This is a genomic window from Asaia sp. VD9, from assembly GCF_037150015.1.
GTDB lineage: Bacteria > Pseudomonadota > Alphaproteobacteria > Acetobacterales > Acetobacteraceae > Asaia.
The window spans coordinates 87344-100278 of the sequence record NZ_JBBCQM010000013.1; the positions used below are offsets into that span (position 1 = coordinate 87344).

Consider the following 12935-nt stretch of genomic DNA (forward strand, 5'->3'; position numbering starts at 1 on the left):
GGCTTCCTTATTTCTCAATCACGGAATCGACGAGATCCGGCCAGGCATCACTCAGCTGATGGCCCATCCGGGTGCGTTTGGCATGAAGATAGGCCCGGTTGAACGGGTTGTACCCCGCCTCCAGACGTTCCTGGCTCACAACGCGCAGTCCTGCTGCCTCGAGACCCGACACCTTGCTCGGGTTGTTGGTCAGCAGGGTCAGCGCCTCGATGCCAAGCGATTGCAGAATGGCCGCGCCGGTCACCCAGTCACGCGCGTCACCGGGCAGGCCGAGTTCCAGATTGGCTTCGAGCGTGTCCTTGCCGTCATCCTGAAGCGCATAGGCACGTATCTTGTTGCCAAGACCGATCCCCCTGCCCTCATGACCACGCAGATAAACCAGAACTCCCGACGGCGCGGCGGAGATACGCTCCAGCGCCTCACGAAGCTGGGGACCGCAATCGCAGCGCAGAGAACCGAGCGCGTCACCGGTCACACATTCCGAATGCAGACGCACAAGCGGCACACCCTGCGATGGATCCCCCTTGATGAGGGCGACATGCTCGATCCCATCTGGCGCGCGGAAGGCCTGGATACGCAGATCATGCCCGCCATAAACGCTCGGCAGGGCGGCCTCGGCAATACGCTCGACCGCAGGAGGTACGGGTTCCGGCGCAACACGATCACCCAGCGCGGCACGACCATGCACCCGGCACCACGCCGCGATCTCCTCGATCGAGATCACCGGGATATCGTGACGAGCCGAGAACTCACGCAGTTCGGGCAGACGCGCCATCGTGCCATCCGCGCTCATGACTTCGCAGATCACCGCCGCCGGATGGAGCCCGGCCAGACGCGCCAGATCGATCGCGCCCTCCGTATGACCGTCACGCGCGATCGTGCCCTCCGGATGGGCACGCAGCGGGAAGATATGCCCGGGCGTGCTGATCTCGTCGGGCCGCGCTTCAGGATGGCCCGCAACCTGGATCGTCCGTGCGCGATCCGCCGCAGAGATGCCGGTCGTGATCCCGGTGGTCGCCTCGATGGAAACCGTGAAGGCCGTTCCACGTGGATCATGGCCACGGCGCGGCATCATGGGCAGACCGAGCCGATCGATCTGCTCTGCCTCAAGCGGCAGGCAGATCAGTCCGCGCGCATGGGTGGCCATGAAATTGACGGCGTCGGGGGTCGCAAACTGGGCGGCAATCACCAGATCGCCCTCGTTTTCACGCCCCTCATCGTCGATCATCATCACCATGCGCCCCTCGCGCAGCGCCGCGATGGCACGCGCAAGCGGGTAGGACAGCATTACAGTCATGAGCGCACCCCGTATTTCAGCAGGCTCTCGACATATTTGGCGAGAACATCGACCTCGACATTGGCCGGATCACCCGGACTGATCTCGGACAGCCCCGTATGGTCCCAGGTATGGGGAATGATCATGAGGGCGATCGTAAAGGCCTCGCCCTTGACGTCGCTCACCTCATTGACAGTCAGGCTGACGCCATCGAGCGCGATCGACCCTTTTTCCACCACATAGCCACGCAGGGCGGCGGGCAGACGAAAGACGATATGACGCGACTCACCAACAGGGCTGACTGACACCAGATGCGCAAGACCATCGACATGACCCTGCACGATATGTCCCGACAGGCGTGTGGCCGGTGTGCTGGCACGCTCAAGATTGACCCGCGCCCCATCCGATAGACGCCCGAGTGCCGTGCGTGACAGGGTTTCGGCACTGACGAAGAAATCGGCAAGCCCGGTCGAATCATAGGCGGCGACCGTCAGACAGACGCCATTGACGGCAATGCTCTCTCCCAGATCCATGTCCGACAAGCCGGTTTCGACTTGCAGCAGAATGGCCTGATCGCGTGTCTCGACAGTTCTGATACGGCCGATATGCTCGATAATGCCTGAAAACATCAGAGTGCAACCTTGTCAGCAGGAAGGGGATGCGCCCCTTCATCCAGAATGAAACGCAGGGGCGTAGGCCCATGAGAGGTGATTACGGCACGATCCCTGTCTGAGGGCGCGCGTCCGGAGTGCCCGGCCCCGGACTCCCCGGCATGGAAAACCAGCCAGTCATCCCACAGGCCGAGACGCCTGATCTCGTCAAGCAGGGAGGGGCCTGCCTCGACCATGGCCCAGTTCACGCCATGATCACCCAGCAGGGCCGGAATCTCGGCGAGATCACGTGAAACGAGCACGCGAAATCCGCTGCCGATCATTTTCTCACGCCAGGAATCCGGCAGGCGATTCTGCCGGTCGCACACCACGACAAGCCGGGGGGCCCTGTCTTCATGGTCCGGCACATGACGCACATCGAAACGCGGATTATCGGACAGGATGGTGCCGATGCCGGTGATGATCGCATCGCTTGCGCGGCGCAGGCGATGGGCGATCTCGAGCGATTGTTGCGAGGTGAAAGTCGTCCGACCTGCAGGCGGTATCATGGAGCCCTGCGCATCCAGCGCCTGCTTGACCGTAATCCAGGGGCGCTGCTTGACCATGCGCGTTGCGAAGGGCGCAATCAGGGCCTGACAGCCCTCATGAAGGTCAGCAAAACCGGGTTCATCCTCCAGCAGGCGCACCTGACGCCCTTCTGGCATCTGCCGCAGCCGGGCAATCCCCCCACCCGCCACGGAGTTGGGATCGCGCGCACCCACCCATACGGTCTCGACCGGGCTGTCGCGCAGCGCTTCGCTGCAGGGCGGCGTGCGCCCGACATGATTGCACGGCTCGAGCGTGACAAGCGCAGTCACAACGCGGTCGATCACCCCCCGCTCACGCGCCTGATACAGGGCCAGCGCTTCGGCATGGCGCGCGCCTGCACGATGGTGGGCGGCGACCACAAGGATACCGCCCTCTCGGTCGAGCAAGGTACAGCCCACGGCAGGATTGGGAGAAGTGGCGCCCAGATAGCGTGCAGCCTCATCGAGCGCGGCCTCGAAACCCAAGCGCACGGCCCGACTTTCCGACGCTAAAACACTCTGCGGCGCATGCCTCGCCTGCGGGGCGGGGCTGGAGGAGAAATCTCCCGGCACGGTAATACGGTCCCATCCTGTCTGGACGGTCCCCGGGCGCGAACATCTGGCGTCTTCACAAGAGGGAGCCCCTTGCGAAAGCGTATGTTGTTCTCTTCCATCCGGACTATGACCGTCGGCTCCGGATTTGGACCGGATCTGCTGTCCCTTCGGCCCAGGGACCGAAAGCGCTCGCGGGCTCGTGCGAAGGCACCTACCGCCGGTGGGGAGTTCCACCCCGCCCTGAGAACGTCAAATTATCAGCCGGCCTGACCGGCCGGTTCTCTACTATGTGCTGCGTCCGGGCAATTTTGCAAGTCGCGCCCGGACTATCCATGGCCATCCTGCTGCACTTGAAGGCCGTCAATAAAAGAAAGGCGATGCCTGAGGCACCGCCTTTCTTGCCGATACCCCGATGAAACAGGGACGGTACTTCTTACCAAGCAGACCCAAGCGGGCCTGCCGGGCTCAGGTTTGCCCCGCTCAGTGCGTGGCGGCCTGCGGCACAGAATTATGGATCGCGCCCTGGGTCGCGCCAGCGCCACGGCTGACGTCATGGCCGATGGAGCTGACATCGCGACCGGCACCGTCAACCGTGTTGCATGCCGACAGGCCCAGGGCCGGCAGAGCCAGAAGGACAGCGAGAGCACCGGTGCGGAGGAAGGAAGCCGTAGTCATGGAAGAATTTCCTATCAAGAGTTTCGCCTCCCAGAACGTCTCGACACGGCAAGGGTTTGCATCGTTACAAATGAGAATCGGCATCGCTGTGGTGCGCAGGCCACAGAAACCCCAACGAGGCGAACTTGAGCCCGACTGACACGCTGAAACACGACACCGTGAAGGTATCCGACGCCTTCTTTCGCCTTCTCCGTATCCGAGTACCCGCCCCATGTCCGATGCCCCACTCTCCCTCGTCTGGTTTCGTGATGATCTGCGTCTGGCCGATCATCCGGCGCTCTCCGCTGCGGGTGACAGAGGCGGGAAGATCCTGTGTGTCTATGTGCTCGACAACACGAGTGTCGTGCGTGCGCCAGGAGGCGCTTATCAATGGTTTTTGCACGGGGCGCTGGAGGCGCTGAAGGAGGCGTTGAAGGAGATGGGCGGCGACTGTCTCATCGTACAGGGAGATCCGGTCGCGCTCATTCCGGAACTGGTCCAGTGCACAGGCGCCAGCGCTGTATTCTGCCATCATCGCTACCAGAAGGAGGCGCGGGAACAGGATGAGGCGGTCGCAAAAAAACTGGACACGCTCGACTGCTCTTTCAACCAATCCCATGGAACGGTGCTGCGCAATCCAGAATCCGTTACCACCAAATCCGGCACGCCCTACAAAATCTTTTCGGCGTGGTGGAAAGGGTTCCAGGCCCTTGGCACGCCTCCCTCGCCGCTTCCTGTCCCGCAGCATCTGACGTTCCGTGATATCGCCATCAAGGGGAAGAAAGCGCTTCGACCCTGCGCCATCGACGAGGTCCTCTTGCCGAGCAAGCCGGACTGGGGGAAAAAGATGGGCGAATACTGGGAGCACGGTGAGGAGGCGGCCACCGAGCTGTTGCATGATTTCGCCCATGCGGCGCTAGGACGATACGACACAGGCCGAAACGACATGGCCGCCGAAGACAGTTCGCGCCTGTCGCCCTATCTGCGCCTGGGGACGCTTTCACCCCGTCAGATCTGGCATTATTGCAAGGACAAGGGACGCGCGCCCGATCGCGACACCTATCTGTCCGAACTCGGCTGGCGCGATTTCTCCTGGTACACGCTTTTCCATAACCCGGAACTGCCCAGGCGCAATCTGAAAGCGCAGTTCGACAAGCTCTCCTGGCGACGCAGCCCAAAGCAACTCGCGGCCTGGCAGCGCGGCAGAACCGGTATTCCGGTGGTGGATGCTGGCATGCGTCAGCTCTGGGAAACGGGCTGGATGCATAACCGAGCGCGGATGATCGTCGCATCGTTTCTGGCCAAGCACCTGCTGATCGACTGGCGAGAGGGCGAAGCCTGGTTCTGGGACACGCTGATCGACGCTGATCCGGCCTCGAATGCCGTCAACTGGCAATGGGTCGCAGGGACCGGTATTGAGGCATCGCCTTTCTTCCGCATCTTCAACCCGCTGCGTCAGGCCGCAAAATTCGATCCCGAGGGCGACTATATCCGCCGCTGGGTACCCGAGCTGGCGAAACTTCCCAATGATGCCCTAGCCGCCCCCTGGGCGGCAGAGCCGGGAGCACTCGAGAAGGCCGGGATCAAGCTGGGGCGCGACTATCCCGAACCAATCGTCTCACTCGATGAGGGACGCGATCGCGCGATGAAGGCCTATCGACAGACCCGTGGCTCATGACCGGGTGATTGTGAGGGTGATCTTGCGCCCCTGATCGGTCCTGAGTGTGAGGGGAACGGTGTGTCCGGGCTCGAGGGATGAAAGCGCTTCCAACGCCGGGAGATTAGCCGCGAGAGAGAAAGAATAGTCGCCGATACGCCCCTTATGCCCTTGGGCAAGTACCAGCGAGGGCATCGTCACGCCCGCATCATCCGTGATCGTACTCACGGCTTCCTGGCTAAGGATGGCATAGGCATGCATCATCGGCTCGGAGAGAATGAAGAAATGTTCCCAGTCCTTCGCCTCGGTTGCCTGAAAATCTATCCCGTCATTCTCCACACTGCGCAGATAGCGACCTGTCCCGTCGCTACGCTGAAGGGTCACGAGACCAGTATTCAGGCGACTAGCCTGTAACGGCGGGATCGGCATGGGCAGCGAAACGATCTTGCGCAGGATCACCGGAAACTGGCCTGTCGATACGTCGTCGGCAAAGAAGAACAGGCCCGGATAGCGCCCCGGCGGGGGAGATACCGAAAACAGGCAATCCCTGAGGGCGTCGTGATCGACCACATGCCCGAAGAAATCGAGCAGCCAGAAGCGTGAGGAAGCAAAATACATGGAGGAATCCTCTTATGATCGATCTGCCAGGGCCAGGCATTTGAGCATGACACTGGGCAAGGCCTGTTTAACCAGCAAGCCGGGTGGACAGGCAAATCCCGCCTGATTGTGGAGCGATCCGAAATCCGGCACCTGCGCCGCGAAAACGCTCAAAGTGAGCGTAAAATGGGTAAATATGTGACGTATCTGCCCTGATACTGCCCAGCTTGCCTCGATCGGAGCCTGGTTGAGGGCTGATTCGATCGAAAGCGCCTCATCCCCCCAATGCGTGCCAGGCAGTTCCGTCATGCCCGCCAGAAGCCCGGTATCGGGGCGATGGCGCAGCCAAACCCTCCCCTGAGCGTCTCTGAGATGAAACACAGCGCCATAACGCTGCGGCTTGATCTTGCGGGGTGCCTTGACGGGGAAGCGCTCGGCCATGCCCAGAGCATGAGCCTTGCAGCAATCGCGCCAAGGGCACATGAGGCAGGAGGGGCGACGGGGCGTGCAAAGCGTCGCCCCAAGATCGAACAAGGCCTGGGCGAAATCACTCGGCGCCTCATGCGCAGCAGGGTCATCGTTCAGCCTGGTGGCCAGCGCATCGAGTGTACGTCGCGCTTTGGGCAGGGGATCATCGACGGCATGCAGTCGCGCCGTGATGCGCTCGACATTGCCATCGACCGGTACGACGGGCAGACCGAAAGCGATGGCGGCCACAGCGCGCGCGGTATAGGCCCCGATCCCCGGTAGCGCCTGAAGCCCGGCCACGTCCTGCGGAAACGCACCCATTTCAGCCACGACCGTCGCGCAGGCATGCAGATTGCGGGCGCGGCTGTAGTAGCCGAGTCCCGCCCACGCCGCCAAGACATCCTGCAACGGAGCCGCTGCAAGGTCCTGCACCGTGGGATAGCGCTTCAGGAAGCGCATATAATACGGCATAACGGTCACGACCGTGGTCTGCTGCAGCATGATTTCGCTCAGCCAGACCGAATAGGGGTCGGCGTTCTGGCCCGGCAGGGCGCGCCACGGCAAGACGCGCCTCTGGAGCGCATACCAGTCGAGTAGAGCAGAAGCGGAAGGAGTCACCTGCGCGATATGAAGCGAGATTTCCCATCGGACAAGGGCCTGGCATCGGGAATATCACGCATGCCCCCTGCATCTTCCGCACCTGCAACCAGAACACGCAAAGGCCGGGGGATGGAGGCTGCTCAGAAGGAGGGCCCGCCCGAGCGGCGCAGCATGACGGGCCGTGCGCTGGGAGCAATCCTTCCCCAGGTCACGAGACCAGCCTTCAACAAGAAAGCGGCACCCGCCGTCAGGCTCATCATGGACTGGGCGGAAATCGTCGGGCCTGCCCTGGCGGCTCAGACCGAACCGCGACGCGTAAGCGCCGGGACGCTGACCATCGCCTGCACGGGGCCGGTTGCGCTCGAGTTGCAGCATCTGGCGCCTCAGCTGATCGAGCGCATCAACACGCATTGCGGCCCCTTACGAAGCGGGCGCGACCTGCGCTTCGACGACGGGACGATCCTGGTGCGGAAGATCCGGATTGTGCAGGACCCCTGCGTGATGCGCCCTGTGACGCCTGCTGCCCGTCCCGCTCCCTCCCCTGTCCGCATCAGCGATATGAAGGAAGGGGCACTTCAGGACACGCTGGCGCGTCTTGGGGGCTATATCCGGTCACGCCCCCGTCGCTGAAGCGGCAGAAAGGCACTGGGGCTCGTGCCAAGCGGAGTTTCCGCAACATTCGATGGTTTGTCACGAAACGAAATCACGCAGTTACGCTTTCGTCTTTATTCCGCCGTCTCGCGACACGATATCCTGAGTACCGGACAAGACGGCATGTGCCGCCCGCCGTCAGTAGAAAGATTCCGATCATGCGCAAGAAGATTGGCTTGAAGGCCGTGCTGCTTACCCTGCCCCTGCTGATGCCAGCCGCAGCCCATGCGCAGCGTGGGGGCTTCCACGGCGGAGGTGGATTCCATGGGGGACCACCGGGTGGCGGTTTTCGTGGCGGTCCCGGCGGCGATCCCGGTGGGGGCTTTCATGGTGGAGGCCCGGGATGGGGCGGCGGTGGATATCGCGGCGCGGGGTATGGCGGGCCAGGACGAGACTGGGGTGGCCGTGGTTGGGGCGGACGCGGCTGGGGTGGTCCCGGTTGGGGGGGCGGTTGGCACGGAGGCGGTTATTGGGGTCGCCCGTGGGGCGGCGGATGGCGCGGTCCTGGCTGGGGCTGGGGCGGTCCCGGATGGGTAGGCTATGGCTGGGGAATGCCTGGCTGGGGCGGCGGATGGGGCTGGGGCGGCTGGGGTGGAGGCTGGGGCGGCCTCGGTCTTGGTCTCGCCACGGGCGCGGTGATCGGCGCTGCAGTTGCGCAGCCCTATTATGCTGAACCTTATTACGCCCAACCCTATGCGGTTCCCGCTCCGACCTACGCCTGCGGCGGCTATGTGAACTGCGCGCCTGCCGAGGGCTACGCCTATCCGGCACCTTATTCCGGCGATCCTGACCCCAACGGGTACTGAACCTGGATTTGATTTCAGTTGCCCGCCCTGCCGACTGAGCGTCATCGCCTCAAAAAAGCGGTGTAGCCGGGCGGCGGATGGGCTGTCCGGGTATATGACGCAATAGGAAGGATATGGCGCTACGTCGCACGCGTCGTCAGGGTCGGCGTAACGAATGACCCTCTTGGCTGTCAGGGCGCTGCGTCCTGCAGCTTCCATGCGAGCGGCTTTGTGCTTCGGGGTGCGCCCCTAGGTCTTTCGCTCAGCGGAAGAACAAAGCCCTGCTCGAGGCGACACGGTCCTCCATACCGGACGTGCCGTGGGTCTTAACCATGCGTCGAGGCCTGAGAAGCAGGCGGCAATACCTTGCTCGCCGCCTGCACGTTCAGAAGATCACCGTGTGCGCCCACGCCCGAAGATGAAACTGAGGACGAAAAGGACCAGAAAGATAAAGAACAGGATTTTGCCGATCGAAGCGAAATCCGCTGAAATACCGCCAAAGCCGAGAAGCCCGGCAAGAAGGGCGAGAATGAGGAAAACAATAGTCCAGCGCAAAAGGTCCATGGCGGTTACTCCGAAAGGGGAACATAACAAAATCGTCATGATCCGGCACTTCAACGTGAACGGACAAAAGCCGCAACGGTTTGCCCCGACGCAATCCACCCTTGTCTTTTAATCTGGAAAGACGTCTCTGGGGGGCATATCGGCACGTGAGACCAGAGCGGCTGTCACGGGCAAGAGGCTGCAGGAGGTGATCTCATGAGTGCGTTCCGCTCTCTCTATCGTCATGGATTTGCGCGGGTGGCTGCCTGCACGGTTCCGGTACGCCTTGCCGATCCACGCCATAATCTCGCTCAGATCAGTGGGCTTGCGCATGAATGCGACAGGGCGGGCGCCGCGCTGGCCGTGTTCCCCGAGCTTTGTCTCTCCGGTTATGCCATCGACGACCTGCGGCAGCAGGATGCTTTGCTCGAAGGCGTTGTGAGTTGTCTCGAGAAGCTGACTGCGGATTCCGTTGCATGGAAAACGGTGGTGGTCGTAGGAGCACCCCTCGTTCAGCGAGGGCGTCTCTTCAACTGTGCGGTGGTGATCCATGGAGGGTCCGTGCTGGGTGTCGTGCCCAAATCCTACCTGCCCAATTATCGCGAGTTCTATGATTCGAGGCATTTCGCGCCGGGTATTGATGTTCGTCATGAGACGATCCGGATAGGAGACAGCTCTGTGCCCTTCGGCACGGATCTGATTTTCGAGGCGCAGGATTTACCGGGATTCAGCCTTGGTATCGAGATCTGCGAGGATCTCTGGGTTCCGAACCCACCCAGCGCCACCCTGGCGTTGGCGGGTGCCACGGTAATCGGCAATCCTTCGGCAAGTACCATCACCATCGGCAAGTCCGAAGATCGGCATCTCCTATGCCGCGCCCAGTCTCAGCGTGCACTCTGCGCCTATGTCTACGCGGCGGCCGGCGCAGGAGAGTCGACAACCGATGTAGCCTGGGACGGCCAGGTTTCAGTCTACGAAGCGGGACAGGTGCTCGGGGAATCGGCGCGCTTTCCACGTACGGCGCAGATGACTTTGGCCGACATCGATCTTGATCTGCTCCGGCAGGAGCGCATGCGCATGGGCAGCTTCCATGACTGCGCTCGCGCCAATGATCCCGGTGACTGGCGCCGCATCGCGTTCACCCTCACGCCCCCGCAGGGCGATATCGGCTTTCACCGCAGTGTGCCGCGCTTTCCCTTCGTTCCGGGCGACGCGACCCGACTTGATCACGATTGCTACGAGGCCTGGACCATTCAGGTGCGGGCCCTCACCCAGCGGCTCCAGACCAGCGGTGTCAAACGCGCCGTGATCGGCGTCTCCGGAGGACTCGATTCGACTCTTGCCTTGCTGGTAGCCGCACGGGCAGCCGATGAGCTGGGATGGCAACGCGACCAGGTTGATGCTTATACCATGCCGGGTTTCGCCACGGGGGAGACCAGTCTGGGCCTGGCCCATGACCTGATGAGAACACTCGGTGTGGCTGCCCATGAGCTCGATATACGCCCCACAGCCATGCAGATGCTCGAGACGATCGGGCATCCCTTTGCTTCCGGCACTCCTGTCCATGATGTGACATTCGAGAACGTGCAGGCCGGATTACGTACGGACTTTCTGTTCCGTCTCGCCAATCAGCGCGATGGGATCGTGATCGGCACCGGCGATCTTTCCGAACTCGCCCTTGGATGGTGCACCTATGGCGTTGGCGATCAGATGGCGCATTACAACGTCAATGCTGGCATGCCCAAGACCCTGATCCAGCATCTGATACGCTGGCTCGCCCAGAAAGGGCAGCTTGGCGAGGGTATCGCCCCGGTTCTGGAGAGCATCGTCTCTGCCGAAATCACGCCGGAGCTGGTTCCCGCCGACTCCTCGGGGGTACAGAAGACCGAGGACAAGATCGGGCCTTATGCCCTTCAGGATTTCACCTTGTTTTATGTGCTGCGCTACGGGTTTCGCCCCAGCAAGATCCTCTTCCTGGCCCTGATGGCCTGGGAAGATGAAACGAAGGGCGTCTGGCCTGCGCACTACCCGCAAGACCGCAAGCAAGCCTATGACGCGCAAACGATCCGCCACTGGCTTGGCGTGTTTCTGAGACGCTTCTTCGGGTTCAGTCAGTTCAAACGCTCCGCGATGCCTAACGGACCCAAGCTTTCTCCGGGCGGCAGCCTGTCCCCAAGGGGGGAATGGCGCGCGCCCTCAGACGGCACCGCCGATGTATGGCTGCAGGAACTCGACGCGCTCGTTTTCTGACTCATCCCTGAGGAGTTTACGGAGCGCGGCCCGATACCGATGACAAAATCGAGTTGATGCTCCCTTGCGAGTACAGGCTCGATGCCGTTTTCTGCACAACTTGGGAATCTCGCTGCAGTATCCCTGGCGGACCCTGTTCCGGACCGGTGCTACCGGCGCAGTCTCTCGATCGACGATGCAGCCTTACCGATCCAACCAGCTCGTGGCGGCTTCCGGCACGCAATGCGTCGCTGCAAAACCCCGCGAAGACGGCTGGCATACATGTCGCAGCTGCAAGTCAGCCATGCATGAATTCAAGGGCGCGCGATCTGGCAGGCGCAGCGTGCCGTTCTGATCATTAAGCGCCAGACGGCGGCGACGGAATGCCACCCAAGGCTCGAAAAGCTACGTGCTGGCGAGAAAAGAGCCAGAAGAGGCGCTTCCAGATTTGTGAACTTAGTGACACACAATTACTGTGATATCCTTAACAAAGCAATGTCATTACTTTCGGTAATGCGATTTTCGACCCGTATGATCGCTTATCCTGCAGGAATTTATCTCTACGAATCAGGCGCCGCCTTCGGTCCGCCTCTCACACAAACCTGATCTTTTCCGGGATATTTATCCTTACGTAACCGATCCCGGCACTGGAAGGACCATAATTCGAGCCCTTTACTTGCCTCTCCAACATGAAAAAACAGCAATGTTTGACGCAAAGGATTGTTGGTGCAAAGTAAACCTCTCCGAAATGTGAGGAGAAGAATACCCACATCATGAGATACAGGGGCGCTCAAAGCGAGAGAATCCCGACATTTTCTTCCACAACTTCCATGACAAAGGATTTCTGACTCCCTTTGCTGTGGGATCGATGTCCTTGTGCGGCAGAACGATATCGAATGATTTCCAATACCTTTGATTTATTGACTCCAAGAAAAGGTTAAGACATCTATAAATTGTTGAATTCCCAAATGGGGTTTTGGTTGACGGCACGGCCAAGCGACGGGACATCAGTCTCGTCCGCAGGTGCGGCGTAACGGTTTGTGTCAGAAGCCTTCAGGAATTAAGGAGCTGGTCGCATGGCGATCGTAACGATAGTTGGTACGTCTGGCATGACTGTGCAGGTCACCGTTGAAGGTGCCCGGATGCAGACTCTTGCCTCGAGTTATGCACAGCAGATCCTGGGTGCAGTCGCGACCGGTGACCTCTCTTCGGTTGATCTTGTTGCAGGCGGGAATAACGAGCCTACGGGCACGAATTCGCTTGTCCAGGGTGTCATCACCACTGGGGGCGCTTTTGCGCTGAGCGGCAACTACACGAATCTCGTGATTGGCGCCCAGGGTGGCGCAGTCGACGGTGCGGCTCAGGACACGCCTGTCCCGCCGCTCTCCTCCCCGGTTACGGTCAATGGCGCAGGCATGACGGGCAGCAGCCTGTCCATTCTCGCTGGCAATACGGCGGGTGTCAGCTTCTACGCTGGCAGCTATGACGGCAAGTTCGTCTCGACGATGGGTAATAACCTGTTCAACGCCCAGGGTCAGAAGGGCGACTGGACGATCGCAACCGGCGATGGTGACGACACCATCATCGGTTCGGACGGTGTCAACAACATTCGCGCGGGCGATGGCAGCAACCTGATCCAGCTCGGAGCCGGTGCGAACTTCGTCGCTTCCGAGGGCAAGGATACCATCGATGGCGTGGAGAATTCCTCGGATACAGTCACGATCCTGGGCGGCAACTCCATCG

11 protein-coding genes, 1 pseudogene and 1 riboswitch are annotated in these 12935 nt (G+C 61.2%); of the genes and pseudogenes, 5 read left to right on the plus strand and 7 right to left on the minus strand.

The features are described from left to right. Positions 1-7 precede the first annotated feature (7 nt). The 4 genes from ribB to WFJ47_RS14305 all read right to left on the minus strand — a co-directional run bounded on the left by ribB (position 8) and on the right by WFJ47_RS14305 (position 3683). Positions 8-1297, minus strand: coding sequence for a 3,4-dihydroxy-2-butanone-4-phosphate synthase (ribB, locus tag WFJ47_RS14290; protein ID WP_408868665.1), 1290 nt, complete (start codon positions 1295-1297; stop codon positions 8-10). Then, entirely contained in the window at positions 1294-1905 is a 612-nt protein-coding gene (locus tag WFJ47_RS14295) for a riboflavin synthase (RefSeq protein WP_127102943.1), read from the minus strand. The genes ribB and WFJ47_RS14295 overlap by 4 nt, the downstream gene beginning before the upstream one ends. Next, positions 1905-2945, minus strand: coding sequence for a bifunctional diaminohydroxyphosphoribosylaminopyrimidine deaminase/5-amino-6-(5-phosphoribosylamino)uracil reductase RibD (gene ribD, locus WFJ47_RS14300; protein WP_336763863.1), 1041 nt, complete (start codon positions 2943-2945; stop codon positions 1905-1907). The genes WFJ47_RS14295 and ribD overlap by 1 nt, the downstream gene beginning before the upstream one ends. Positions 2946-3111: 166 nt before the next feature. Further along, positions 3112-3260: riboswitch (FMN riboswitch) on the minus strand. 228 nt (positions 3261-3488) lie between these two features. Further along, positions 3489-3683, minus strand: coding sequence for an entericidin (locus WFJ47_RS14305; RefSeq protein WP_127102941.1), 195 nt, complete (start codon positions 3681-3683; stop codon positions 3489-3491). 211 nt (positions 3684-3894) lie between these two features. On the opposite strand from WFJ47_RS14305, the gene WFJ47_RS14310 reads away from it, so the two are divergent. After that, positions 3895-5340: a deoxyribodipyrimidine photo-lyase gene (locus WFJ47_RS14310; RefSeq protein WP_336763865.1), complete on the plus strand. Its 1446-nt coding sequence runs from the start codon at positions 3895-3897 to the stop codon at positions 5338-5340. On the opposite strand, the gene WFJ47_RS14315 is transcribed toward WFJ47_RS14310, so the two are convergent. Continuing rightward, complete coding sequence (locus tag WFJ47_RS14315) at positions 5335-5937, minus strand: hypothetical protein (RefSeq protein WP_336763867.1); 603 nt, start codon at positions 5935-5937, stop codon at positions 5335-5337. The two genes, WFJ47_RS14310 and WFJ47_RS14315, sit on opposite strands and share 6 nt — an antisense overlap. 12 nt (positions 5938-5949) lie before the next feature. Then, positions 5950-7002, minus strand: coding sequence for an A/G-specific adenine glycosylase (locus tag WFJ47_RS14320; RefSeq protein ID WP_336763868.1), 1053 nt, complete (start codon positions 7000-7002; stop codon positions 5950-5952). A 60-nt stretch (positions 7003-7062) separates the two neighbouring features. Between WFJ47_RS14320 and WFJ47_RS14325 the strand changes: the two genes are divergently transcribed. After that, positions 7063-7614: a DciA family protein gene (locus tag WFJ47_RS14325; RefSeq protein ID WP_408868666.1), complete on the plus strand. Its 552-nt coding sequence runs from the start codon at positions 7063-7065 to the stop codon at positions 7612-7614. A gap of 179 nt (positions 7615-7793) precedes the next feature. After that, a complete protein-coding gene (locus WFJ47_RS14330) occupies positions 7794-8441 on the plus strand; it encodes a hypothetical protein (protein WP_336763869.1) in 648 nt (215 codons plus the stop codon). A 372-nt stretch (positions 8442-8813) separates the two neighbouring features. Here the strand turns inward: WFJ47_RS14330 and WFJ47_RS14335 are convergent, their stop codons facing one another. Beyond that, positions 8814-8984 carry a DUF1328 domain-containing protein gene (locus WFJ47_RS14335; RefSeq protein WP_127103592.1) on the minus strand — a complete coding sequence of 57 codons (171 nt, stop codon included), beginning with the start codon at positions 8982-8984 and terminating at the stop codon, positions 8814-8816. A 195-nt stretch (positions 8985-9179) separates the two neighbouring features. Between WFJ47_RS14335 and WFJ47_RS14340 the strand changes: the two genes are divergently transcribed. After that, the gene (locus WFJ47_RS14340) at positions 9180-11213 is read left to right on the plus strand and encodes an NAD(+) synthase (RefSeq protein ID WP_336763872.1); all 2034 of its coding nucleotides are present in this window, start codon (positions 9180-9182) and stop codon (positions 11211-11213) included. A 1055-nt stretch (positions 11214-12268) separates the two neighbouring features. Then, positions 12269-12935 (plus strand): annotated as a pseudogene (locus tag WFJ47_RS14345) (calcium-binding protein); the annotation flags it as partial.

Bases quoted from the DNA above. Each gene is read 5' to 3' on its own strand.
- WFJ47_RS14325 (WP_408868666.1), top strand. From the start codon at position 7,063: ATGCCCCCTGCATCTTCCGCACCTGCAACCAGAACACGCAAAGGCCGG.
- WFJ47_RS14295 (WP_127102943.1), bottom strand. From the start codon at position 1,905: ATGTTTTCAGGCATTATCGAGCATATCGGCCGTATCAGAACTGTCGAG.
- WFJ47_RS14315 (WP_336763867.1), bottom strand. From the start codon at position 5,937: ATGTATTTTGCTTCCTCACGCTTCTGGCTGCTCGATTTCTTCGGGCAT.
- ribB (WP_408868665.1), bottom strand. From the start codon at position 1,297: ATGACTGTAATGCTGTCCTACCCGCTTGCGCGTGCCATCGCGGCGCTG.
- WFJ47_RS14305 (WP_127102941.1), bottom strand. From the start codon at position 3,683: ATGACTACGGCTTCCTTCCTCCGCACCGGTGCTCTCGCTGTCCTTCTG.
- WFJ47_RS14330 (WP_336763869.1), top strand. From the start codon at position 7,794: ATGCGCAAGAAGATTGGCTTGAAGGCCGTGCTGCTTACCCTGCCCCTG.
- WFJ47_RS14310 (WP_336763865.1), top strand. From the start codon at position 3,895: ATGTCCGATGCCCCACTCTCCCTCGTCTGGTTTCGTGATGATCTGCGT.
- WFJ47_RS14335 (WP_127103592.1), bottom strand. From the start codon at position 8,984: ATGGACCTTTTGCGCTGGACTATTGTTTTCCTCATTCTCGCCCTTCTT.
- WFJ47_RS14340 (WP_336763872.1), top strand. From the start codon at position 9,180: ATGAGTGCGTTCCGCTCTCTCTATCGTCATGGATTTGCGCGGGTGGCT.